The sequence below is a fragment of the Pseudomonas qingdaonensis genome (assembly GCF_018398475.1).
GTDB lineage: Bacteria > Pseudomonadota > Gammaproteobacteria > Pseudomonadales > Pseudomonadaceae > Aquipseudomonas > Aquipseudomonas palmensis.
The window spans coordinates 4,392,467-4,415,868 of the sequence record NZ_CP074676.1 but is presented as its reverse complement, the minus strand read 5'-3'; the positions used below and the strand labels follow the sequence as shown (position 1 = coordinate 4,415,868).

Annotated in this window: 24 protein-coding genes; 8 read left to right on the top strand and 16 right to left on the bottom strand. The window is 64.6% G+C overall.

The genetic code is table 11. The features are described 5' to 3' along the window. Positions 1-2: 2 nt before the first annotated feature. From KH389_RS20105 to KH389_RS20085, 5 genes are all read right to left on the bottom strand, one after another. Complete coding sequence (locus KH389_RS20105; protein ID WP_043859980.1) at positions 3-992, bottom strand: ABC transporter ATP-binding protein; 990 nt, start codon at positions 990-992, stop codon at positions 3-5. A 1-nt stretch (position 993) separates the two neighbouring features. Then, the gene (locus tag KH389_RS20100) at positions 994-1,791 is read right to left on the bottom strand and encodes an ABC transporter permease (RefSeq protein WP_054914667.1); all 798 of its coding nucleotides are present in this window, start codon (positions 1,789-1,791) and stop codon (positions 994-996) included. After that, entirely contained in the window at positions 1,778-2,638 is an 861-nt protein-coding gene (locus tag KH389_RS20095) for an ABC transporter permease (protein ID WP_213606116.1), read from the bottom strand. The genes KH389_RS20100 and KH389_RS20095 overlap by 14 nt, the downstream gene beginning before the upstream one ends. Next, a complete protein-coding gene (locus tag KH389_RS20090) occupies positions 2,617-3,423 on the bottom strand; it encodes an alkaline phosphatase family protein (protein WP_213606114.1) in 807 nt (268 codons plus the stop codon). The genes KH389_RS20095 and KH389_RS20090 overlap by 22 nt, the downstream gene beginning before the upstream one ends. 79 nt (positions 3,424-3,502) lie before the next feature. Beyond that, positions 3,503-4,567 carry an ABC transporter substrate-binding protein gene (locus tag KH389_RS20085; protein ID WP_043859983.1) on the bottom strand — a complete coding sequence of 355 codons (1,065 nt, stop codon included), beginning with the start codon at positions 4,565-4,567 and terminating at the stop codon, positions 3,503-3,505. Between the two features lie 346 nt (positions 4,568-4,913). Here KH389_RS20085 and KH389_RS20080 point away from each other — a divergent pair, with 346 nt between their 5' ends. Further along, a complete protein-coding gene (locus KH389_RS20080) occupies positions 4,914-5,627 on the top strand; it encodes a UTRA domain-containing protein (protein ID WP_043859984.1) in 714 nt (237 codons plus the stop codon). On the opposite strand, the gene KH389_RS20075 is transcribed toward KH389_RS20080, so the two are convergent. The 7 genes from KH389_RS20075 to minC all read right to left on the bottom strand — a co-directional run bounded on the left by KH389_RS20075 (position 5,624) and on the right by minC (position 12,278). After that, positions 5,624-7,792 (bottom strand): mechanosensitive ion channel family protein, encoded by a 2,169-nt coding sequence (locus tag KH389_RS20075; protein WP_054914665.1) that lies wholly within the window; start codon positions 7,790-7,792, stop codon positions 5,624-5,626. The two genes, KH389_RS20080 and KH389_RS20075, sit on opposite strands and share 4 nt — an antisense overlap. A gap of 47 nt (positions 7,793-7,839) precedes the next feature. Next, on the bottom strand, positions 7,840-8,004 hold the full coding sequence (locus KH389_RS20070) for a hypothetical protein (protein ID WP_167400231.1): 165 nt from the start codon (positions 8,002-8,004) through the stop codon (positions 7,840-7,842). Positions 8,005-8,174: 170 nt separating this feature from the next. Beyond that, a complete protein-coding gene (locus tag KH389_RS20065) occupies positions 8,175-9,464 on the bottom strand; it encodes a M18 family aminopeptidase (protein WP_054914664.1) in 1,290 nt (429 codons plus the stop codon). A gap of 145 nt (positions 9,465-9,609) precedes the next feature. Continuing rightward, positions 9,610-10,245: an RluA family pseudouridine synthase gene (locus tag KH389_RS20060; protein WP_054914663.1), complete on the bottom strand. Its 636-nt coding sequence runs from the start codon at positions 10,243-10,245 to the stop codon at positions 9,610-9,612. Positions 10,246-10,341: 96 nt separating this feature from the next. Continuing rightward, on the bottom strand, positions 10,342-10,596 hold the full coding sequence (gene minE, locus KH389_RS20055; protein ID WP_019693048.1) for a cell division topological specificity factor MinE: 255 nt from the start codon (positions 10,594-10,596) through the stop codon (positions 10,342-10,344). A 3-nt stretch (positions 10,597-10,599) separates the two neighbouring features. Continuing rightward, entirely contained in the window at positions 10,600-11,412 is an 813-nt protein-coding gene (minD, locus tag KH389_RS20050; protein ID WP_043862644.1) for a septum site-determining protein MinD, read from the bottom strand. Between the two features lie 98 nt (positions 11,413-11,510). Continuing rightward, positions 11,511-12,278: a septum site-determining protein MinC gene (minC, locus tag KH389_RS20045; protein ID WP_054915872.1), complete on the bottom strand. Its 768-nt coding sequence runs from the start codon at positions 12,276-12,278 to the stop codon at positions 11,511-11,513. A gap of 111 nt (positions 12,279-12,389) precedes the next feature. Between minC and KH389_RS20040 the strand changes: the two genes are divergently transcribed. Together KH389_RS20040 and KH389_RS20035 are read left to right on the top strand one after the other, a co-directional pair. Beyond that, positions 12,390-13,310 (top strand): lipid A biosynthesis lauroyl acyltransferase, encoded by a 921-nt coding sequence (locus KH389_RS20040; protein WP_043862646.1) that lies wholly within the window; start codon positions 12,390-12,392, stop codon positions 13,308-13,310. Between the two features lie 114 nt (positions 13,311-13,424). Continuing rightward, positions 13,425-14,591, top strand: a complete 1,167-nt coding sequence (locus KH389_RS20035; protein ID WP_213606112.1) for a patatin-like phospholipase family protein — start codon at positions 13,425-13,427, stop codon at positions 14,589-14,591. 3 nt (positions 14,592-14,594) lie between these two features. Here the strand turns inward: KH389_RS20035 and KH389_RS20030 are convergent, their stop codons facing one another. Both KH389_RS20030 and KH389_RS20025 read right to left on the bottom strand, forming a co-directional pair. Continuing rightward, a complete protein-coding gene (locus KH389_RS20030; protein ID WP_054915870.1) occupies positions 14,595-15,380 on the bottom strand; it encodes an MlaA family lipoprotein in 786 nt (261 codons plus the stop codon). Further along, positions 15,373-16,671, bottom strand: coding sequence for a serine/threonine protein kinase (locus KH389_RS20025; RefSeq protein ID WP_043862649.1), 1,299 nt, complete (start codon positions 16,669-16,671; stop codon positions 15,373-15,375). Before KH389_RS20025 ends, KH389_RS20030 begins: the two co-directional genes overlap by 8 nt. A gap of 240 nt (positions 16,672-16,911) precedes the next feature. Between KH389_RS20025 and KH389_RS20020 the strand changes: the two genes are divergently transcribed. Then, complete coding sequence (locus KH389_RS20020) at positions 16,912-17,274, top strand: hypothetical protein (protein WP_123752762.1); 363 nt, start codon at positions 16,912-16,914, stop codon at positions 17,272-17,274. A 91-nt stretch (positions 17,275-17,365) separates the two neighbouring features. On the opposite strand, the gene KH389_RS20015 is transcribed toward KH389_RS20020, so the two are convergent. Further along, the gene (locus KH389_RS20015) at positions 17,366-18,919 is read right to left on the bottom strand and encodes a glycoside hydrolase family 17 protein (protein WP_213606110.1); all 1,554 of its coding nucleotides are present in this window, start codon (positions 18,917-18,919) and stop codon (positions 17,366-17,368) included. Positions 18,920-19,095: 176 nt separating this feature from the next. On the opposite strand from KH389_RS20015, the gene KH389_RS20010 reads away from it, so the two are divergent. The 3 genes from KH389_RS20010 (at position 19,096) to KH389_RS20000 (ending at position 22,102) form a co-directional block, all read left to right on the top strand. Then, positions 19,096-19,944: a glycine betaine ABC transporter substrate-binding protein gene (locus KH389_RS20010; protein ID WP_213606108.1), complete on the top strand. Its 849-nt coding sequence runs from the start codon at positions 19,096-19,098 to the stop codon at positions 19,942-19,944. A gap of 191 nt (positions 19,945-20,135) precedes the next feature. Continuing rightward, complete coding sequence (locus KH389_RS20005) at positions 20,136-20,447, top strand: DUF485 domain-containing protein (protein WP_043862653.1); 312 nt, start codon at positions 20,136-20,138, stop codon at positions 20,445-20,447. Next, positions 20,444-22,102 carry a cation acetate symporter gene (locus KH389_RS20000; protein WP_043862654.1) on the top strand — a complete coding sequence of 553 codons (1,659 nt, stop codon included), beginning with the start codon at positions 20,444-20,446 and terminating at the stop codon, positions 22,100-22,102. The genes KH389_RS20005 and KH389_RS20000 overlap by 4 nt, the downstream gene beginning before the upstream one ends. A 68-nt stretch (positions 22,103-22,170) precedes the next feature. Here the strand turns inward: KH389_RS20000 and KH389_RS19995 are convergent, their stop codons facing one another. Continuing rightward, positions 22,171-22,323: a DUF3309 family protein gene (locus KH389_RS19995; RefSeq protein WP_010224169.1), complete on the bottom strand. Its 153-nt coding sequence runs from the start codon at positions 22,321-22,323 to the stop codon at positions 22,171-22,173. Between the two features lie 221 nt (positions 22,324-22,544). Here KH389_RS19995 and KH389_RS19990 point away from each other — a divergent pair, with 221 nt between their 5' ends. Then, positions 22,545-23,360 carry an SDR family oxidoreductase gene (locus tag KH389_RS19990; RefSeq protein WP_213606106.1) on the top strand — a complete coding sequence of 272 codons (816 nt, stop codon included), beginning with the start codon at positions 22,545-22,547 and terminating at the stop codon, positions 23,358-23,360. Positions 23,361-23,402: the final 42 nt, after the last annotated feature.

Below are 23,402 nucleotides of genomic sequence, written 5' to 3'. Positions count from 1 at the left end.
CCTCAGGCAACTTCGCAGAGGGCGGTGGGATCGATGGACAAGGATACCCGCTCGCCGTCCGCATGCAGATCGGCGGCTGAACGATTGAGCACATCCACCACCAGCTCCACACCACGCGCTTCGATGCGGTAGCGGATCACGTTGCCCAGCAGGCTGTGACTGCGCACCAGGCCTTCGCGTTCGCCTTCCAGGCTCAGCGCGATGGCTTCGGGGCGGATTGCCAGGCGGCTGTTCACCGTACGTTGCAGCAGGCGGCTGGCACTCTGGGCATCGAGCAGGTTGTAGTTGCCGATGAAGCCGGCCGCGAAGGCATCCACGGGTGCGGTGTACAGCGATTCGGCATCGCCACTCTGCACGATGCGGCCCTGGTTCATCAGGAAGATGCGGTCGGACATGGTCAGCGCCTCTTCCTGGTCATGGGTGACGAAGATGGTGGTCAGGCCCAGCTCGCGCTGGATCTGGCGGATCTGTTCGCGCAGGTGCTTGCGGATGCGTGCATCCAGCGCCGACAGCGGCTCGTCCAGCAGCAACAGGCGCGGGCGGGTCACCAGCGAGCGGGCCAGGGCCACGCGCTGGCACTGGCCGCCGGAGAGCTGGTGCGGGTAGCGGCTGGCAAAGTCCTGCAACTCGACCATGCGCAGCGCCTCGAGTACCCGTGGGCGGCTGTCTTGGCCCTTGATCTTCTGCATGCGCAGGCCGAAGGCGACGTTCTGTTCCACGCTCATGTTGGGGAACAGCGCGTAGCTCTGGAACACCATGCCGATGCCGCGCTTTTGCGGGCTCTGCGGTACCAGGTCCTGCCCGTCGAGCAGAATCCTGCCGCTGTCTACAGCGGTCAGGCCGGCGATGCAGCGCAGCAGGGTGGACTTGCCGCAGCCGGAGGGGCCGAGCAGGGTGACGAACTCACCGCGGCCGATCTCGCAGTTGATGTCGTTGAACACCGCGCTGGCGCCGTAGCTTTTTTGCAGGTTCTGGATGCTGACGAAGCTCATTTCAGGTCTTGTCCTTGTTCAGGCGGTTGGCTGCCCAGGTCAGCACCAGCACGAAGAGGAAGTAGGAAATCACCAGCGCGCTGTTGAAGTGCCCGCTGCTGTTGCGCATGTTGTTCAGGTACACCTGCAGCGTCTCGTAGCGGGTGCCCACCAGCAGGTTGGCAAACACGAACTCGCCGAACAGGAACGAGAACGACAGCAGCAGCGCCACCATCAGGCCCTTGCGCAGGTTGGGCAGCACCACCAGAAACGCGGCCTGCCAGGTGTTGGCCCCCAGCAACTGGGCGGCATCCATCAGGTCGCGCAGGTTGATCGCCTGCAGGTTGTTGGTGATGGCGCGGTACATGAAGGGCAGGGCCACGGTGAAATAGCAGCCGATCAAAATCCACGGCGTGCCGACCATCGCCATCGGCCCCGAGCCATACAGCTGCAGCAGCCCCACCGACGACACCACCGGCGGCACCGCGAAGGGCAGCAGGATGAGGATGTTCATCAGTGCGTCGAGCCTGGGGAAGTGGTAGTGCACCACGAACAGCAGCGGCAGGATCAGCAGCACCGACAGTACCAGCGCGCCCACGCACACCAGCAGCGACTGGCCGAAGGCGGCCAGAAAACGCGGCTCGCTCCATAGCGCCAGGTACCACTTGAAGGTCAGCCCGCTGGGCAGCAGGCTCGCCGACCAGCTGGTGGACAACGAGTAGAGCAGGGTGCCGGCCAGCGGCAGCAGCAGGATCACGAACAGCACGTACACCACCACGCGGTGGTAGAGCCCGGCCGGGCCCGATTCAGCGCGAGACATGGTAGCTCCTCTTCAACAGCCACTGGTGCACCAGCGTGACCAGGGTCATCAGCCCCACCAGGATCATCGCCAGCGCGCTGGCCAGGTTCGGGTTCAGCGAGATGTCGCCGGACACCAGCGCGGCGATGCGGATCGGCAGCACGTTGAAGTTGCCGGTGGTCAGCGCGTACACCGTGGCGTAGGCGCCCAGTGCGTTGGCCAGCAGGATCACGAAGGTGCCCAGCAGCGCCGGGGTCAGCACCGGCAGGCCGATCAGGCGCCAGTAATCCCAGGCGCTGGCGCCCAGCAGGGCGGCCGATTCGCGCCAGTCTTCGCGCAGGACGTCGAACGCCGGGTACAGCAGCAGTACGCCCAGCGGGATCTGGAAGTAGGTATAGAGGATGATCAGCCCGGTCTTGGAGTAGAGGTTGAAGTCCTCGATGATCCCGGCCTGCTTGAGCAGCAGGGTCAGCGCGCCGTTGAAGCCGAGCAGGATGATGAAGGCGAAGGCCAGCGGCACGCCGGAGAAGTTGCTGGTCATGTTGGCGAAGGCGTTGACGAAGTCGCGCAGGCGCGAGTCCACCTTGCGCAGCGAATAGCTGCCCAGGATGGCGATCAGGATGCCGAACAGACTCGACCAGAAGCTGATCTCCAGGCTGTGCTGGATGGCCTGGCGGTAGAACTTCGAGCCCAGCACCTTGCTGAAATTGTCCAGGCCCCAGCCGCTTTCGGCCTGCAGGCTGTGCACGGCCACCCAGGTCAGCGGGGCGATCTGGAAGATGATGAAAAATACCGCGAAGGGCAGCAGGCACAACAGCGCCAGCCATTTGCCACGGGTGATCGAGTTCACGAGAGCAGCTCCCGGCATACCGGCTTGTCGTGGGGGATGCCGAGCAGTTCGCATACGGTGCCGCACAGTTCGGTCTGCAGGGGCTTGGCGGCCGGGTCGAGGCTGAACGCATCGCCGAACACGAACAGCGGCACTTCGCGCTCCTCGGCCAACACGCCGTTGTGCGAGCGGTCGTTGTTCATGCCGTGGTCGGCGGTGATCAGCACCTGGTAGCCGTCCTGCAGCCAGGTGCTGAGGTAGTCGGCCAGCAGGATATCGGCGCTGCGTGCGCTGTTGCGGTACTGGCTGCTGTCCAGGCCATGCTTGTGCCCGGCATCGTCGATGTTCATCGGATGCACCAGCAGGAAGTTCGGTGCGTGCTTGCGCCGCAGGTACTCGGCGTCGGCAAACAGGTGCGAGTCGGGGTAGTGGTCGGCGTAGTAGAACAGGCCATGCTGGATCGGCAGTTTCGGCGCATGGGTGTGGCGGTCACGCAGCGGTTCGAAAGGGGAGCGGTTGTACAGCTCGCTGACCCAGTGGTAGGCCGCGGCGGCGGTGTTCAGCCCGGCGTCGCGGGCGTAGTGGAAAATGCTGCGTTGGGTGGACAGGCGCGTGACGTTGTTGTGCACGATGCCGCTGTCGATCGGCGGCACACCGGTGAGGATGCATTCGTAGAGTGGTCGCGACAGTGCCGGCAGTTCGCATTCCAGGCGGTACAGGGCGGCGCGGTCTGCTTCTACATAGGCATGCAGGTGGCCCATGGCGTGGTGGGCCACCTGGTGGTTGAGGCCGTCGAGGATGACGAGGATGACGTTGTGGTTCATGGGTGGCTCCGGTGACAGCGATGACCACATCGCGGGTCAAGCCCGCTCCTTGTGGGAGTGGGCCTGACCCGCGATGGTTTCACTCCATCTCGATGATGACCTGCTCCTGCCACTTCTGCGGCAGGGCCTTGGAGGTGGCTTCCCATGCCGCTGCATCCTTGATCGGCTGCGCCGGCGCGTACTGCTCGTTGGGCAGCAGCTTGGCCTGCACGTCCGCCGGCAGCTTCAGGTGCTCGGCACGAATCGGCCGCGCATGGCCGATGGCCAGGTTGGTCTGCCCGGCATCGCTGAAGATGTATTCACGGGTCAGCTTGGCGGCGTTCGGATGCTTGGCGTACTTGTTGATGATGGTGGTGTAGCCGGACATCACCGAGCCGTCGGACGGAATCAGTACCTCGAAGCGTTTCGGGTCGATCTGCTCGCGGTAGCTCAGGCCGTTGAAGTCCCACACCACGCCGACCTCGATCTCGCCCTTCTCAAGGGTCTGGATGGTCGGGTTGGCCAGCGACAGGCGCTTCTGCTGGGCCAGCTTGGTGAACAGTTGCAGGCCCGGCTCGATGTTGGACTCGTCGCCCTTGTAGGCAATGGCTGCAGCCAGTACGCCGTTGGCCGCCTGGGCAGCGGTGCCGACGTCACCGATGGCGACCTTGTACTTGCCCTTTTCCAGGTCGTGCCAGGTCTTGGGAATGTCTTCTTCCTTGACCAGCTGCTTGTTGATGATGAAGGCGATGGTGCCGGTATAGGCCAGTGCCCAGTGTCCGTCCTGGTCCTTGGCCCAGGTCGGTATCTGCTCCCAGGTGCTGGGCTTGTACGGCTGGGTCACGCCCTTGGCCAGCGCAATGGGGCCGAAGGCGGCGCCGACGTCGCCGATATCGGCGCTGGCGTTGTCTTTCTCGGCATCGAACTTGGCCACTTCCTGGGCCGAGCTCATGTCGGTGTCCATGTGCTTGAGGCCGTACTTGCTTGCCAGGTCCGCCCAGGTGCCCTTCCAGTTGGCCCAGGCATCGGGCATGCCGACGCTGTTGACGACGCCTTCCTTGCGGGCGGCGTCCTCGAGGGCCTTGAGGTCGGTGTCCGCGGCCATGGCCGAGGTGCACAGGGCAATACTGGTGCCTAACAGTGAGGCCAGAAAAAGCTGTTTCATCCGAAGCTCCTTGATGGGTGCCGTGCAAAACGCTGAGAGGGTTTCGATTCGGTTGGTCTAGGTCAGCAATACCCGAGCCAAGGTAGGCCGGTTGCATGACAGTTTGATGTCGAAGGCGCCGCGCCAGGTGTGTGCAGCGGCCCTGAAAATAGAGCGTAGACCAGTTTCAAGTGCTTGATCCGCAACGCCTTGACCGCGCTCGACCGGGCCTGTGCGTGACCGTCCGGCGCACTGTCATGTGCCGTTCATGTGGATTGCCTAGGCTTTGGTTACTCCGCCCGGCCATCGTCGCTGCGCCGTTCTGGCACACGCACCAGGCTGGACTAGTCCAGATAGGTAACCCTTGATGCATCGACTGCCCACGCGTGCAGTAACAGCCATATGCAATGCCCTGCAAGAGCAGATCGAGCATGGCCTGCTGGCGCCCGGCTGCAAGTTGCCAGCCGAACGCAAGCTCAGCGAGGTGTTCGATACCACGCGCATCACCCTGCGCGAGGCGCTGGTGCAACTGGAGGCCTGCGGGCTGATCTACCGCGAGGAACGCCGTGGCTGGTTCGTGGCGCCCCAGCGCCTGAGCTATGACCTGATCGAGCGCAGCCACTTCCACGCCATGGTGCGCGACCAGGGCCGACAGCCGGCCACCGAGCTGCTGTCGGCCCGCCTGCAGCCGGCGCCGGCGGCGATCTGCGCGCGCCTGCAATTGCCGGCGCTGTCCAGCGTGATCCAGATCTGCCGCCTGCGGCGTATCGATGGGCGCGCGGTGCTCTATGCCGAGCACTACCTCAACCCCGAGTACTTTGCCGGGATTCTGGATTTCGACCTGAGCCAGTCGCTGACCGAGCTGTACGCGCTGCACTACGGCATCGCCTATGGCCGGGTGCGTTTCGAGACGCTGCCCACCGCGTTGCCGGTGGCGGCGGCGATGGCGCTGAAGGTGTCGGCCGGCAGTGCCGGCCTGCATATCACCCGGGTCAACAGCGACCAGCACGGGCGGCTGATCGACTGCGACCTGGAGTACTGGCGCCACGATGCGATTCGCATCGTGGCCGAGGCGGGCTAGGCGTTGCTGTCGGCGGGGGCGGTGTCCTGCGCGGGGCCACCGCCGGCGGTCACCACCTGCACCGAAAGACGCGGGGTAGCCAGGTCCAGCCCGGCTTCGTCGAGCTGGCGCTTGAGCGCCAGGTTGAATGCCCGCGACACCTCCCATTGCTTGATCGGCGCGGTCTTGAAGCGCGCGCGCAGCACCGCCGAGCCGGACTCGAAGCTCTCTACCCCCTGGAACTCCAGCGGCGACCAGATATTGCGCCGTTGCAGCGGATCGCTGCGCATCTTCTGGCCCACGTCGCGAACCAGGCCGATGGCCTTGTCGATGCTCATGTTGTAGGGGATGGCGATGCGGAAGATCGCGTAGCCGAATTCGCGCGAGTAGTTCTTGATGCTCTTGATCTCGCTGAACGGGATGGTGTGCACGATGCCGTCGATGTCGCGCAGGCGCACGGTACGGATGGTCAGGCCTTCGACGGTTCCCAGGTGGCCGCCGACATCCACATAATCATCGATGGCCAGGGAGTCCTCGATGATGATGAACAGGCCGGTGATCAGGTCGGCCACCAGCGATTGCGCACCAAAGCCGATGGCCAGGCCGATCACACCGGCACCGGCCAGCAGCGGCGTGACGTTCATGCCCATGTTGGCCAGGGCCACGATCACCGCGATGATGAAGATGGCCACGAACAGCACGTTGCGGATCAGCGGCATCATGGTTTGCGCACGGGCATTGGCCAGGCCCTTGCGCGAGCGGGTCAGTGCGTGGTGCACGGCGGTGTCGCTGAGGATCCACACCAGCCAGGCGGCGATCAGCGTACCGGCCAGGCCGAACACGCGCACCGCCACCTCGTGGCCTTCGCCCTCGGTGAAACCGATCAGCGAGAAGCCCCATACACGCAGGCCCAGCTCGATGAACACCAGCCAGATGAGCAGGTGCACCAGGGTGTAGCCAAAGCTCTTGAGGCGTTCGGCGTAGACCGCCTGGCGCCGGTTGGCCCGCTGCGGCTTGAGCGCATGGCGGCGCACCAGGCCATTGACCACCATGCACATCACCACCAGCACCGTGCACATCAGCGACTGGCGCAGGGCCGTGCTGGTGTCGCCGGCGGACACGAACGTGGCGAACAGCGAAATGCCCACCAGCACCAGGGCCGGCAGGTACCAGAAGGTGCCGAGGATCTCGATGGTGTCGCTCAGGGCGCGGCGCGTCAGGCGCCGAGACAGCGGCTGGTTGCGAATCAGGTGCGCGATGGGGCGGCGAAAGCGCAGGATGAACAGCCCGGTGGACAGCGCCGCCAGAATGTTGGCCAGGGTCGCCAGGGTGTGCGCCAGGTGGTCGCCCAGGGCGGCGGCCATGCGTGGGTCGTTCATCGCCTCGCCGAAGGCGGCAAAGCTGCCGATCAGCCACAGCGGACGGAACGCGCGGTGGCGCAGGATGTACAGGGCGCGGTGGCGGTGCGGGCCATCGAGCAGCGAGAAGGCGATCACGCAGATGGCCGAGAAGCAGGTGCCGACCACCAGGGCGTAGGCCAGTACCATGGCCATCGACTTGCCCAGCGAAGAGGGCAGGGCAAAGCTCAGGTACACGGTGATGATCAGCGCCACCAGCCAAGGCCCGAGCTTGCGCAGGGCGAAGCGCACCAGGTCCCAGGTGCGCGGGTGTTGCGGCAGCTCTTCGGTGAGGCCGAAGCGCAGGCGTACCTGGTGGCTGACCCAGTTCAGCGCATAGGCCAGCAGGCTCCAGAGCGCGATGATGGCGGCGAAACCGAACAGGATCGTCGGCCATTCATGCACCGGCACCACCCGCGCACTGAGCTCGATCTGGGCCAGCTCCAGTTCGCGGCTCCAGCGGTTGAACGGGCTGGCCTCGCCGCTGAACTGCTTTTCCAGTTCGTTGAAGGTGGTGCCGATCAGGCCCAGCACACCTTGCTCGGCACTGGGCTGGGCTTGCCTGGTGGCGTCGCGCAGCTTCTTCAGGTCGGCCAGCAGCTTGCTGCGTTGCTGGTCGTTCTCGAGGTTCTTGATGACATCGTCGAGCGATTGCGCGAGGGGTTCAGTCGCCTCGGGCTGGGGTTTGCTCGAACCGCCAAGCAGGCCCGGAAGGCCGGCCGCGTGTGCGTGGCCCAGGGGCAGGAACAGAATCAGCAGCAGGGACAGGAAACGCAGGAAGGCAGGCACCGGACGATCAACCTCGAACACTCAATCGCCCGAGTGTAGAGCATTTGTCAGGTGAGTTTCTCGAGGATCTTCCACACCATGATGCCCAGGATGCCCAGCATGCCGATCCACATCATCAGCACCCCGCTGTTGCGCTCGCGCATGCTGAAGCCGACGGTGAGCAGGATCAACCCGGCGATCACCGGGAGGAACATCGTTTGAAACTCGGACATGCGCAAGGTCCTTATGCTGTAGGAGGTGTAATGATGGGCAAGCATAGCGCCAAATGTTTGCGCGCGGGTTGATGGGGGTCAGTCGTGGCCTCTTCGCTGGCAAGCCAGCGCCCACAGGTACGGCGCCTGTTTGGCGATCACCGCAGTGCTGTGGGCGCAGGCCTGTCAGGTCAGGGCAGATCGCGGCTCAGGTAGAACGCGGTCAGCACCTTGACCAGGTGCGCCAGGTCCTGGCTGCCGCACAGCTCGCGGATCGAGTGCATGGCAAACGTCGGCAGGCCGATGTCCACCGTGCGCACACCCAGGTGGCTGGCGGTGATCGGGCCGATGGTCGAGCCGCAGCCCATGTCGCTGCGCACCACGAAGCTCTGCACAGGCACTTCCTCGGCCATGCACAGGTGGCGGAAGAAACCGGCGGTTTCGCTGTTGGTGGCGTAGCGCTGGTTGTTGTTGACCTTGATCACCGGGCCGGCGTTGAGCTTGGGCCCGTGGTTGCCGTCGTGCCGGTCGGCGTAGTTGGGGTGCACGCCGTGGGCATTGTCGGCCGACACCAGCAGCGAGCGCTGGATGGCCCGGACGAAATCGTCACCGTCGGGCAGCAGGCGGCGCAGGGTCTGTTCCAGCATCGGGCCGTCGGCGCCGCAGGCGGAGCTGGAGCCGACCTCTTCGTGGTCGTTGCACACCAGTACACAGGTCTCGTCGCTGTCGGCGGCCAGCAGGGCCTGCAGGCCGGCGTAGCACGACAGCAGGTTGTCCAGCCGCGCGCCGGCGATGAAGTCGCCATGCAGGCCGACCACGGCGGCATCCTGGGTGTCGTAGAAGCTCAACTCGTAGTCCAGCACCACGTCGGCGTTCAGGCCATGTTCGCGGGCCAGTTGCTCGGTGAGCAGGGCGCGAAAGTCGACGCGCTCGTCACCGGCCACCTGGGCCAGGATCGGTGGCAGCTCGGTCTGCGGGTTGATCGCCCAGCCTTCGTTGGCGCTGCGGTTGAGGTGGATCGCCAGGTTGGGGATCACCGCGATGGGCTGCTTGAAGTCGATCAGCTGGCTTTCGACCTTGCCGTCGCGGCGGAAGGTCACGCGCCCGGCCAGCGACAGGTCGCGGTCGAACCAGGGGGCCAGCAGGGCGCCACCGTAGACTTCCACGCCCAGCTGCCAGAAGCCCTGGCGCTGCAGTTCGGGCTGTGGCTTGACGCGCAGGCAGGGGCTGTCGGTGTGGGCGCCGACCAGGCGAATGCCGTCGAGCAGCGGCGAATGGCGGCCGAGCTTGATGGCAATGATCGAGGAGTCGTTGCGGGTCAGGTAGTAGCGTCCGCCGGGCGTGGTGGCCCAGCTGTCACGTTCGTCCAGGCGCTGGTAGCCGGCGGCCTCGAGGCGCTGCGACAGGCTGGCGGTGGCGTGGAACGGCGTGGGGGAGGCCTTGAGAAAGTCGATCAGGCCTTGGTTCAGTGCATCGCGCATAGGTCACTCCAGACAGCAGTGGCGCGAGTTTAACGTATTGATCACGGATTTGCGTGGGCCCTATCGCGGGGCAAGCCCGCTCCCACAGCGTTCAGGGTGATCGTTGTGGGAGCGGGCTGACCCGCGATGGCCGCGCCGCGGTGTATCAGAACGGCGCCGGGCACTCGAAGCGCAGTCGCTCGCCGCTCACCGGGTGGGTGAAGCTCAGCATGCTGGCATGCAGACACAACCGCTCATGCGCTGCCAGGGCCTCGGGGTAGGCGTACAGTCGATCCCCCAGCAGCGGATGCCCGATCGACAGCATGTGCACGCGCAACTGGTGCGAACGCCCGGTAATCGGCGTGAGCTCCACCCGGCAATGATCGCCACAGCGCTCGACGATGCGCCAGAAGGTCAACGCATGCTTGCCCTGCTCGTGGTCCACCACGTGCCGTGGCTTGGTGGGCGGGTCGTAGCGCAACGGCAGGTCGATGCTGCCGCTGTCCAGCGCAGGCTGGCCCCAGCACAGTGCGGTGTAGGCCTTCTCGGTTTCACGGTCATGGAACTGGCGCGACAGCTCGCGGTGGCTGTCGGCGTCGCGCGCCAGCAGGATGATCCCCGAGGTTTCCCAATCCAGACGGTGCACGATCAGGGCGTCGGGGTAGCCGTTTTCCTGCAGGCGGGTGATCAGGCAATCCTTGTTGTCGTCGGCGCGCCCCGGCACGGACAGCAGCAGGGTCGGCTTGTTGACCACCAGGATGGCGGCATCCTGGTGAAGGATGTGAACGTTGGACAGCGGCATTGCGTGTTCTCTGCAAACGCCAACGGCGGCGGCCGGGCCCGGGCTGTATGAGCCCGGGCCCGGCCGCCGCCGTGGCAGGTTACCCCTGTGCGCCGATCAACGATCGGGCAGGGTGATATTGAGTTCCAGGATGGAGCAGCTGCCCTGGTTCTCCAGAGCGACGTGCACATCATCCGAGCCGATGTTGACGTACTTGCGGATCACCTCGACCAGTTCCTTCTGCAAGGCTGGCAGGTAGTCCGGAGTACTGCGCTGGCCGCGCTCGTGCGCCACGATGATCTGTAGACGCTCTTTCGCAACCGACGCGGTGCTTACTTTTTTGTTGGCACGAAAGAAGTCAAAAAGGTTCATTGGTCAGTTGCCTCCAAACAGGCGCTCGAAGAATCCCTTCTTCTGTACATCGAGGAACCGGTGTTCCACGGTTTTGCCCAGCAGGCGGTCGACGGTGTCGCTGTAGGCCTGGCCGGCATCGCTCTGGTCGTCGAGGATCACCGGCACACCCTGGTTGGATGCCTTGAGCACCGCCTGGGATTCGGGGATCACGCCCAGCAGCGCGACGGCGAGGATTTCCTTGACGTCCTCGACACCGAGCATTTCGCCCTTGCTCACGCGCTCTGGATGGTAGCGGGTGATCAGCAGGTGTTCCTTGATCGGGTCTTCGTTGCGTTCGGAACGGCGCGACTTGCTGGCCAGCAGGCCCAGCATGCGGTCCGAGTCACGTACCGAGGAGACTTCCGGGTTGGTCACCACGATGGCTTCGTCGGCGAAGTACATGGCCAGGTGGGCGCCTTTCTCGATACCGGCCGGCGAGTCGCAGACCACGTATTCGAATTGCTCCTTGAGCTCCATCAGGACCCGCTCCACGCCTTCGAGCGTGAGGGCATCCTTGTCACGGGTCTGGCTGGCGGCCAGCACGTACAGGTTCTCGAGGCGCTTGTCCTTGATCAGGGCCTGCTGCAGGTTGGCTTCGCCGTTGACCACGTTGACGAAGTCGTACACCACGCGGCGTTCGCAGCCCATGATCAGATCGAGGTTACGCAGGCCGACGTCGAAGTCGACGATGACCGTCTTGTGGCCGCGCAGTGCGAGGCCGGTACCGATAGCGGCGCTGGTGGTGGTCTTACCCACACCACCCTTGCCGGATGTAACCACTAGAATCTTGGCCAAGGTGTATCACCCCTAAAGAAAAAGGACGTTGAGGTCCCAGAAATATCCAAACCGGCAACATATGGAAAAGTTGCGCTGAAAATGGCGGCAAGTATCCGTTAAAGACGGGTGATGTTCAACACGTCACCGGACAGGCTGACCTGCACGTTGGCCCCCCACAACGGGTCGCGACGCAGGTCTTCGGCCACCTTGTACTGCCCGGCGATCGAGACCATTTCGGCGGTTAGCTGCTGGCAGAAAATACGTGCCCTGGTGTTGCCCTTGATACCGGCGAGGGCGCGACCGCGCATCGCGCCGTAAACATGGATGTTGCCATCGGCCAGAAGTTCCGCACCGGGGCTGACCGAAGCCAGTACCACCAGGTCGCCGCCCTGAGCATAGATCTGTTGGCCGCCACGCACCGGCGAGGTGATGATTTTTGTCGGTTTTACCGCAGGCTCCGGCGGCGGGGCCGGGGCCGGGGCCGGCTCTGGCTTGGGCGCCGGTGGCACCTCCACCGCAGGCTCCAGCGCACGTTCGCGGGCACCGGACGGCGGCAGCACCGGCAGGTCGATGGCAATGGCGGCGGCGATGTCCTCGATACGGCTGGCGCGAATGGCCAGGGTGCGCAGGCCATGGTGGCGGCATACGCGCATCAGCCCGGGCAGGTCGACCGCGCCTTCGCCGGCCGGCAGCTTGTCCAGCGCCAGCACCAGCGGGGTGTTGCTGAAGAAGTTGGGGGCCTGGGCGACTTTGGCCGCCAGTTGCCGATCGAGGCCTTCGAGGTCGTTCTGCGCAAGCTCGAGCACCGTGATGGCGAGCATGCTGCCCTTGAGCTGGAACACGGGGGCTTGGTCTGGCGTCTGGGTTTGGCTCATGGTTGGCATAAGGCAGCTTGTTACGAAAAAGTGCTCAGACTTATAACGAGAACGCCGGTTAGCCGCAACCCGCAGCGAACCGTTGTAGAATGCCCGGCCATCGTCTTTGCGGAATGTTTAATGGATCGCCCGCGTTTTCGCCTTTATTTTCTTCATCCACGCTTCTGGCCGCTGTGGCTGGGCCTGGCCCTGCTGTGGCTGATCGTGCAGCTGCCCTACCGGGCTTTGCTGGTGCTGGGCCGCCTGCTGGGCGCGCTGATGTACCGTGTTGCCGGTGACCGTCGACGCATTGCTGCGCGCAACCTGGAACTGTGTTTCCCCGAATTACCGTCTGTCGAACGAACCCGTCTGCTCAAGGAAAACTTCGCTTCCACCGGCATCGCCTTCTTCGAAATGGCCATGAGCTGGTGGTGGCCAAAGGCCCGGTTGGCGCGCCTGGCGCACATCGAGGGGCTGGAGCACCTGCAGGCGGCGCAGCGTGACGGGCAGGGGGCCATCCTGATGGCCCTGCACTTCACCACGCTGGAGATCGGTGCGGCGCTGCTGGGCCAGGAACACACCATCGATGGCATGTACCGCGAGCACAAGAACCCGTTGTTCGACTTCGTGCAGCGCCGTGGGCGCGAGCGGCACAACCTCGACTCGCTGGCCGTGGAGCGCGAGGACGTGCGCGGCATGCTCAAGCTGCTGCGCTCGGGGCGCGCCATCTGGTATGCGCCCGACCAGGACTACGGCGCCAAGCAGAGCGTGTTCGTGCCGCTGTTCGGGATCGAGGCGGCTACCGTGACCGCCACCACCAAGTTCGCCCGCCTGGGGCGGGCGCGGGTGATCCCGTTCACCCAGCAGCGCCTGGCGGACGGCAGTGGCTACCGGCTGGTGATCCATGCGCCGCTGCAGGATTTTCCGGGGGAGAGCGAAGAGGCCGACTGTCTGCGCATCAACCAGTGGATCGAGTCGGTGCTGCGTGAATGCCCCGAGCAGTACCTGTGGGCACACCGACGCTTCAAGTCGCGCCCGCCGGGGGCGCCCAAGCTGTATTAGGACAATCGTGGGGTGGCTATCGCGGGTCAAGCCCGCTCCCACAAGGGTAGCCACAAACCTGTGGGAGCGGGCTTGGCCCGCGATGCAGTCGATAGGGATCTCAGGGAGTACCCCATGCCAGCACCCCAACCGGTCACCGGCCTGATCCTCTCGGGCGGTGGCGCTCGTGCCGCCTACCAGGTCGGCGTGCTCGCCGGCATCGCCGACCTGCTGCCCGCCGGCGCCGGCAACCCGTTCCCGGTGATCGTCGGCACCTCGGCCGGGGCCATCAATGCGGTGACCCTGGCCAGCGGTGCGATGCATTTTGCCGACGCCATCCGCCGCCTCACCGGCTTCTGGCAGGGCTTTCGCAGCCACCAGGTACTGCGCAGCGACTGGCCCGGGGTGATCCGCCAGGCCAGCCGCTTCGTCGGCCACAGCCTGCTGGGCCTGGGGGCCCAGGTACCGGTGGCGCTGCTCGACAGCTCGCCGCTGCGCAAACTGATCAACCAGCACCTGGACCTGGACGGCATCGGTCATGCCATCGACCAGCAGCACCTGCGCGCGGTGGCGGTGACCGCGTTCGGCTACGAGTCGGGCCAGGCGGTGACCTTCTACCAGGGCAAGGGCGCCATCGACCCGTGGCTGCGCCATCGACGCATCGGCATGCCGACCCGCCTGAGCGTCGAGCACCTGCTGGCCAGTTCGGCCATCCCGTTGCTGTTTGCGCCGATCAGGCTGGGCCACGAATTCTATGGTGACGGTGCGGTGCGCCAGTCGGCGCCGATCAGCCCGGCGCTGCACCTGGGCGCCAACCGCGTGCTGGTGGTGGGGGTCAGCGGCAACCCCCAGGGGCCGACGCCGGGTGATCCACGCGAGCGGGTGTTCAGCGGCAAGCAGCCGAGCCTGGCGCAGATCGGCGGGCACCTGCTCAACAGCACGTTCATCGACAGCCTGGAAGACGACCTGGAGCTGTTGCAGCGGCTCAACCACCTGAGCCACCTGCTGCCCAGCGACGTGCAGCCCCGGCGCCTGGGCCTGGCCCCGGTGGAGGTGCTGGTGGTTGCGCCCAGCCAGCCGCTGGACGAGATCGCCGCCCGCCATCGGCGTGAACTGCCCGCCGCGCTGCGCATGTTCCTGCGCGGCCCGGGGGCGACCAAGACCAGCGGCGCCGGGGTGCTCAGCTACCTGTTGTTCGAAGCCGGCTATTGCAGCGAGCTGATCGAACTGGGCCGGCGCGACGCGCTGACCAAGCAGGGCGAGCTGTGCCGCTTTCTCGGCCTGCCGCTGCCCCGGCCCTGAGCGCTACTCGGCGATCTGCAGGCGGCGTGCCTCGGTGTACACGTAGCGCACCTTTTCATACTCGAACGGCGAGTTCAGCTGGCCGTAGCGAAAGCTGGTGGTATAGCGCTTGTCGATGGCGCGCAGTACCCAGACTTCCGGGTTGTCGCTGCTGACCTCGGCCATGTTGAGGAAGTTGATCCAGTTCTCGGCGCTGTAGTCCACCACCAGCCCGCCGGTGTCGCGCAGGTTCGACGGGCCCAGGATCGGCAGCATCAGGTACGGGCCGTCCGGCACGCCATAGAAGCCCAGGGTCTGGCCGAAGTCTTCGCTCTGGTGCGGCAGCCCCATCTTGGTCGCCGGGTCCCACAGGCCGGCGACGCCCAGGGTGGTGTTGAACAGCAGGCGCGCGGTGATCTCCATCGAGCGCTTGCCCTTGAACTGCAGCAGGCTGTTGAGCAGGTTGGGCACATCGCCCAGGTTGCTGAAGAAGTTGCTGACCCCGGTGCGCACGAAGCTTGGGGTGATGTAGCGGTAGCCATTGACCACCGGCAGGAACACCCACTGGTCGAAGCGGTAGTTGAAGTGGTACAGCCGGCGGTTCACCGACTCGAACGGGTCGTAGACGTTCAGCGCGGTCAGGGTCGAACGCTCGAACTCGCGCTGGTCCAGGCCGGGGTTGAACTTGAGTTCCTTGAGCGGATCGGTGAAGCCGTCGGCTTCGATCACGCTGGCTCGCGCCGGGATCTCATCGGCCTGTACCAGGCCTGCGGCGAGCAACGCCGTCACGATCAGAAGTTTTTTAACCACGGAAAAACTCCAGCATCGCGTCGCTGTTGACGCGGTAATTGATATTGCCGCAGTGCCCGCCATGCGGGTACAGGGTCAGGCGGTCGCCAAAGGTGCTGCGCAGAAAGCCGATGTCGCCGGGGCCCAGGATCACATCGTCGGCGTTGTGCATCACGGCGATTTTCGGGCTGTTTTGCAGGTAGTCCTTGAGGGCATACAGGCTCACCTGGTCGATCAGCTGCAGCAGGCTGCCGCCATCGGTGCGCGCGCGCCACATGGGGATGACCTGCTCGGTCAGGTAGCAGTCGAAGTCGCATTGCAGCGCACGCTTGAAGAACGGCGTGAGGCTGCTGCCTTCGGTGATCGGGTACTTGGGCGGGGTGATCAGGCCGCGGCGGTTGATCAGGTCGGAGGTAAAGGCGATATCGGCGGACGAGAAGCGGAACGAGGTGCCGATCAGCATCGCCATCTGCTCGTTGCTCAGGTGCTGGCGCGACTGCTGGAAGTCGTAGAGCAGCGCGTCGTTGAGGTCGATGTAGCCTTTTTGCTGGAAGTAGCGGGTGAGCTTGGTCAGCACCAGTTCATAGAAGGTGGTGCTGTTGTTCACGCCCTTGACCTCGGTCTGCACCAGCTTGTCGAGGTTGCTGATCGAGGTGTAGAGGTTGACCGGCGGGTTGAGCAGCAGCACGCGCTTGAAGTTGAAGCTGCGCCGGGTTTCGTCCAGGTGGCTGACGAAGGCTGCGTCGAGGGCACCGAGGCTGTAGCCGGTGAGGTAGTACTCGCTGACAGGCAGGCGCGGGTGCTGGGCGCGCACGCCCTGCATCACCCGGTACAGGTCTTCGGCGTCTTCGGCGCTCACGCCCGGGGTGGCGAAGCGCGAGGCGGCGCTGATGAAGTCGAAGCTGGTGGGCGAGGACAGCTGCACCACGTGGTAGCCGGCCTTGTAGTAGAGGCGCTTGAGGTACTCGTTGAGGCTGCTGGTGTAGGGCGCGCCGGTACCAGCGATCAGGAAGATCAGCGGCGCCTCGTGGTCCTGCCGGGCCAGGCGATAGCGCAGCTTCTTGACCGCCCAGAAGTTGTCCGGAAGGGTGAACTCGCGTTCGGGGCGCAGGTTGAGGCTGTAGTCGGACTGATCGATGTCATCGTCGGTCGGCAGTTCGGGGCGCAGGTCGGGCGGTGTGGAGGCGATCGTCGCCTCGAAGGGATTGGTCAGCGGGTAGCCATAGGTGGCCGCATCGACATCCACCGCAGACGCGGCCGCACTCATCAAGAGGCCACCCAGCAGGGCAGCAAGGCGCAGTGATCGAAGCATGACGGATCCCCAGGAAAGGCAAGGCAAAGTGTGTACTGCAGGCTAGGACACTCGTGCTATCGGCAAAGTTGCCTTGTGCCCCGGCATTTACCGTCCCCGATGTTGCCGTGCGGGCCAGTGCCAGGGCAACAGCGGGTTTTGTTTCTTTGCTGATAAAAGTAGCTCAGGCCGCCGCTTTTGCCTTGCACAGGCCCGGTGGGGGATTATGCTGGGCGCCGTTTTCCTGTTTCCGGAGTTGTCATGTCCCGCCGTTTGCCGCTGATTGCCTTGCTTGTGTGCCTGTCGCTGTGGGCTGCGGCCTGCTATGGGGTGCGTTACGGCTTCATGGAGGATGTCAGGTGGGTCGGTGTGTGCAGCTCGCCCCAGGTGAGCTGGGAGTGCCAGTTGCGCGCCACGCTGGGCCTGATGATCCACTTGCGGGTGCTGGGCTGGGTCGCCCTGGGGTTGGCCGTGGTGGCGACGCTGGTGCCGCGTCGGGCCGGCTGGTGGCTGGCGGTGCTGTCACTGGTGTTCGGGCTGCCGGCACTGGCGCTGTACACCGTGAGCCTGGCGGCGTTCGCGCTGGTGCTGGCGGGGTTGCGGCTGGTGCGGCGCTCGGCCTGAGGCTCACGCTGTATCGTTCGCCGGCAAGGCCGACGCCTACCGGGTTCAACGTCTCCCTGCAGAGCCGGCCTTGCCGGCGAAGAGCCGACGCTCAGCCCTGCCTGATCCGCAGGCAGCGCCACAGCGCCGCGGTCATCAGCGCGCTCACCAGGGCCCACACCAGCGCCTGCTGGCTGCTCAAGCCCTCGATGAACAGCTGCGGCGCAATCCCGGCGCCGACGATGAAGGTCAGCAAGGCCACCTCGGCGCGCGCTACCCGCACCGGTCGCAGCAGGTACACCACCGCCGGCAGCACCAGCGCCGGGCTCGGGAAGCTGCGGTAGCGCGGGTCGAACACCAGCGCCAGCATGCTCACCGCCGCCGCGAAGCCGGCCGCCATCACCCACCAGCCGGCACGCGCCTGCAGCCAGGCGAACAGGCGCTCACGCCAGCCACTGCGCTGTGCCAGCGCCAGCGCGCCATGGGACAGTACCACCAGGTTGAGCCCCGCCAGCAGCACGGCCCACAACCACTCGCCAACGAAGCGGCTGTTGACCCGTACCAGCTCGCCCCACAACCCCAGGCTGGCGGCCCCCAGTGCGGCCAGCAAGGGCAGCGCCAGGGCGCCACGCACGCCGCGCACCGGCCCGGCCAGGGCCAGGGTGGCGGCGAACAGCAGCACGCCGATGCCCAGCCACTGCGGCCAGAACGGCAGGTTGCTCACCGGGCCTTCGAGTATGCCCTTGTCCTGCCGGTCGGCATCGTACAGCCCCCAGTAACCGCCCACCGCGCCTTCGCTGGCGCGCTTCCACGGCTGGTCGAAGGCTTCGATCAGGTTGTAATGCCAGCCATTCTGCTCGGCCATGGCGACGAACCCGCGAATGAAGCGCGCTTCGTTGACCCGGCTGGGCAGGGCGGTCTCGCGCTGGCGCCCTTCGCTGGGCCAGCCGGTTTCGCCGATCATCACGTCCTTGGGCGCGAAGCGGTTGCCGAACACCTGGCGGATCTCGCCAACGTGGGCCAGCGCTTCGTCGATGCCCTTGGGATCATCTTCCCAGTAGGGCAGCAGGTGAATGGTCACGAAGTCCACCTGCGGCGCGATCTGTGGGTGCTGCAGCCAGAACTCCCACACGTCGGCGTAGGTCACCGGTACCTGCACCTGGCTTTTCACCTGGTGGATCAGATCGGCCAGGTGATCGCCCGTCACTTCCTTGCGCAACAGCACCTCGTTGCCCACGATCACGGCGCGGGTGATGTCCGGGTTGGCATTGGCGGTGGCGATCAGGGCCTTGATTTCCTTGGCCGTGACCAGCGGGTCGGCACTCACCCAGGCCCCGAACATCACCTTCAGGCCGTACTTGCGCGCCAGCTGCGGGATCGCTTCCAGGCCCGTCATCGAGTAGGTGCGGATGCATTCGAAGCGCTGTGCAAGCAGGGCGAGGTCAGCCTCCACGCGCTCCGGGCGCAGGGTGAAGGGCTGGTCGAACGGCGACTGGTCCTTGTCGAAGGGCGTGTAGGAGACACATTGCAGCTTGTGCGTGGGGCTGGCGGCGTCCGGCAGCGATACCGGCTTGCCGAGCCCGTACCAGAGCCCGCCCAACGCGAACAGGCCAAGCAGGCAGGCAAACAGGTAGGGCAGCAGCGGGAAGCGGGCAGTCGAGGGCATGGCGCGGACCGGTCAGGAAACAAAGCCGCCAATACTACCTGCAAATGCCGGCCGGTAGCGGGCCTGGCTGGCGTTGTGATGTCGTTTCTCGATGTTTCGACGTCGCTGACAGAGCAGGTTGGCCGCCAGTGGCGGTTGATGATGCAGGTTCCGTGACGTGACGAGGGGATGCCTTGATGAAAATGCGACGACTCCTGGGGGCGGGCACTGCCCTGATACTGGCCATGGGTACCAGCCTGGCCATGGCCAAGGAAGTAAGCATCGGCTACGTCGATGGGTGGTCCGACAGCGTGGCGACCACCCATGTGGCGGCCGAGGTGATCAAGCAGAAGCTCGGTTATGACGTCAAGCTGATGCCGGTGGCCACCGGCATCATGTGGCAGGGGGTGGCCACCGGAAAGCTCGATGCGATGCTGTCGGCCTGGCTGCCGGTGACCCATGGCGAATACTGGGCCAAGAACAAGGACAACGTGGTCGACTACGGCCCCAACTTCAGGGACGCCAGGATTGGCCTGATCGTGCCCGAATACGTCCAGGCGCAGTCGATCGCCGACCTCGGAAGCGATGCCGGCTTCAAGAAGAAGATCGTCGGCATCGACGCCGGGTCCGGGGTGATGCTCAAGACCGACCAGGCGATCAAGGACTACGACCTTGCCGGCTACAAGCTGCAGGCCAGCTCCGGCGCTGCCATGACCTCTGAACTGGGGCGCGCCTACGCCAAGCAGCAGCCCATCGTGGTCACCGGCTGGGTGCCGCACTGGATGTTCGCCAAGTGGAAGCTGCGTTTTCTCGAAGACCCCAAAGGCGTGTACGGCGCCGCCGAGACGGTCAACAGCATCGGCAGCAAGGAACTCGATACGAAGGCGCCGGAAGTCGCAGCGTTCCTGAAGAAGTTCTCGTGGCAATCCAAGGACGAGATCGGCGAAGTCATGCTGGCCATCCAGGAAGGCGCAAAGCCGGACGCTGCGGCGAAGGAGTGGGTCGCCAAGCACCCCGAGCGGGTCGCCGAGTGGACCGCAAAATAATGGCCTGAGGCCTCTATCTGGCACCTTCCAGGGCCGCGCGGTGTTTTGCCACCGCGCGGCCCTTTGCATGGGCGGCTGTTACGTAGCCGGTAAAAGAGTTTTACATCTAAGACTAAGGTCGTCTGGAGTGCGTCCCAAGGCAGCATAAAGTGGCGTGGTACTACCCAATCTGTGCTGCGAGGACAAAAACAATGAACGACAGCATTTATCTCTCGATACAAAACAGCCCGCGGTTCAAGGAGCTGGTTTCAAAACGTGAACGCTTCGCCTGGATTCTCTCGGCGATCATGCTCGGCCTCTACGCCGCCTTTATCCTGTTGATTGCCTACGGCCCGCAGATTCTGGGTGCCAAGCTCAGCCCCGGCTCCTCGATTACCTGGGGTATCCCGCTGGGTGTGGGTCTGATCGTTTCGGCTTTCGTGCTGACCGGCATCTACGTACGTCGTGCCAATGGTGAGTTCGACGAGCTGAACAACGCGATCCTGAAGGAGGCTCAGCAATGATCCGGCGTCTACTGGCAACACTGGCCTTTGGCGCTTTCGCGCCTGCCGTCTGGGCCGCCGACGCCCTGACCGGCGAGGTGCACAAACAACCCCTGAACGTCTCGGCGATCCTGATGTTCGTCGCCTTCGTCGGTGCCACCCTGTGCATCACCTACTGGGCTTCCAAGCGCAACAAGTCCGCTTCTGACTACTACGCCGCAGGCGGGCGAATCACGGGCTTCCAGAACGGCCTGGCGATTGCCGGCGACTACATGTCGGCAGCCTCCTTCCTGGGTATTTCCGCACTGGTATACACCTCCGGCTACGATGGCCTGATCTACTCGATCGGCTTCCTGGTGGGCTGGCCGATCATTCTGTTCCTGATCGCCGAACGCCTGCGCAACCTGGGCAAGTACACCTTTGCCGACGTGGCCTCGTATCGCCTCGGGCAAAAGCAGATCCGCACCCTGTCGGCCTCCGGCTCGCTGGTGGTGGTGGCGTTCTACCTGATCGCGCAGATGGTCGGCGCCGGCAAGCTGATCCAGCTGCTGTTCGGCCTGGACTACCACGTGGCGGTCATCCTGGTGGGTATCCTGATGTGCATGTACGTGCTGTTCGGCGGCATGCTCGCAACCACCTGGGTACAGATCATCAAGGCGGTGCTGCTGCTGTCCGGTGCCAGCTTCATGGCGCTGATGGTGATGAAGCACGTCAACTTCGACTTCAATGCGCTGTTCTCCGAAGCGATCAAGGTTCACCCCAAGGGTGAGGCGATCATGAGCCCGGGCGGCCTGGTCAAAGACCCGATCTCCGCGTTCTCGCTGGGCCTGGCGCTGATGTTCGGTACCGCTGGCCTGCCGCACATCCTGATGCGCTTCTTCACCGTGAGCGACGCCAAGGAAGCGCGCAAGAGCGTGCTGTATGCAACCGGCTTCATCGGCTACTTCTACATCCTGACCTTCATCATCGGCTTCGGCGCGATCCTGCTGGTGAGCACCAACCCGGACTTCAAGGACGCGGCAGGCGCCTTGCTGGGCGGCAACAACATGGCTGCGGTGCACCTGGCCGACGCCGTGGGCGGCAGCATCTTCCTGGGCTTCATCTCGGCAGTGGCCTTCGCCACCATCCTGGCAGTGGTTGCCGGCCTGACCCTGGCCGGTGCCTCGGCGGTGTCCCATGACCTGTATGCCAGCGTATGGCGCAAGGGCAAGGTCAACGACAAGGACGAGATCCGCGTGTCGAAGATCACCACCGTCGCACTGGGTGTGCTGGCCATCGGCCTGGGTATCCTGTTCGAAAGCCAGAACATCGCGTTCATGGTCGGCCTGGCGTTCTCGATCGCGGCCAGCTGCAACTTCCCGGTACTGCTGCTTTCGATGTACTGGAAGAAGCTGACCACCCGTGGCGCCATGATCGGCGGCTGGATGGGGCTGGTAAGTGCGGTGGGCCTGATGGTGCTCGGTCCGACCATCTGGGTGCAGATCCTGGGTCACGAGAAAGCCATCTACCCGTATGAGTACCCGGCGCTGTTCTCGATGCTGATTGCCTTTGCCGGTATCTGGTTCTTCTCGGTTACCGACAAGTCCAAGGCAGCGGATGACGAGCGTGCGCTGTTCTTCCCGCAGTTTGTCCGGTCGCAAACCGGCCTGGGGGCAAGCGGTGCTGTTTCGCACTGAGTCCTGAGCAATAAAAAAACGGCCTTCGGGCCGTTTTTTTATGTGGGAGCCATTGCACCCCCGGGTTTCTATATCTTGCCGAGCAACAACAGGATCAACAGGATGATCAGCACGGTACCAATGATGCCGGACGGGCCGTAGCCCCAACTTCTGGAGTGCGGGAAAACGGGTAAGCCACCGATCAACAGCAAAATCAGGATGATGATAAGTATGGTGCCCATGGCAGAGTCCTTTTGTTGAGTACGGTAATCAGCGTGTGCAGTTGCGATCCATCTCTTCGGTCATGACGTTCATGTCCGCCTGTTAATTCGGACTCCCACAGGCAACTAAAAGTTTAGTTCGATATGTGTTTGCCCGCGCCATTCAGCATCCTGATACAGCGTGGGCGTCGCTGCACCCTTCGCTACACTGGCCTTCAACTTCAGGAACAAGGCATCCGGCTATGCAAAACCGCATGATGATCACTGGCGCCGGGTCCGGCCTTGGCCGCGAGATTGCCCTACGCTGGGCCCGCGAGGGTTGGCAACTGGCCCTGAGCGACATCGGTGAGGCCGGCCTGCAGCAGACCCTCGCGCTGGTGCGCGAGGCGGGCGGCGAGGGCTTCGTCCAGCGTTGCGACGTGCGCGACTACAGCCAGCTCACCGCCCTGGCCCAGGCCTGCGAAGAAAAGCTCGGCGGCATCGATGTGATCGTCAACAACGCCGGGGTGGCGTCGGGCGGTTTTTTTGCCGAGCTGTCGCTGGAAGACTGGGACTGGCAGATCGCGATCAACCTGATGGGCGTGGTCAAGGGCTGCAAGGCGTTCCTGCCGCTGCTCGAACGCAGCAAGGGCCGCATCATCAACATCGCGTCCATGGCGGCGCTGATGCAGGGGCCGGCCATGAGCAACTACAACGTGGCCAAGGCCGGGGTGGTGGCGCTGTCCGAAAGCCTGCTGGTGGAGCTGCGCCAGCAGCAGGTGGCGGTGCACGTGGTGTGCCCGTCGTTCTTCCAGACCAACCTGCTGGATTCGTTCCGCGGCCCCACCCCGGCAATGAAGGCCCAGGTGGGCAAACTGCTGGAAAGCTCGCCGATCAGCGCCAGCGACATTGCCGGCTATATCTACGAGGGGGTGGCGCGCGGTGACTTCATGATTCTGCCCCACGAGCAGGGGTGCCTGGCCTGGCAGCTCAAGCAGCGCGACCCGCAGGCGCTGTATGACGAAATGGCCGAGATGGCCGTGCGAATGCGTGCCAAGGGGCGTCAGACGCAGGCGTAGGCTGTTCGCTACGGTATGCTAGGCGCTTTTGCGCGGGTAGCA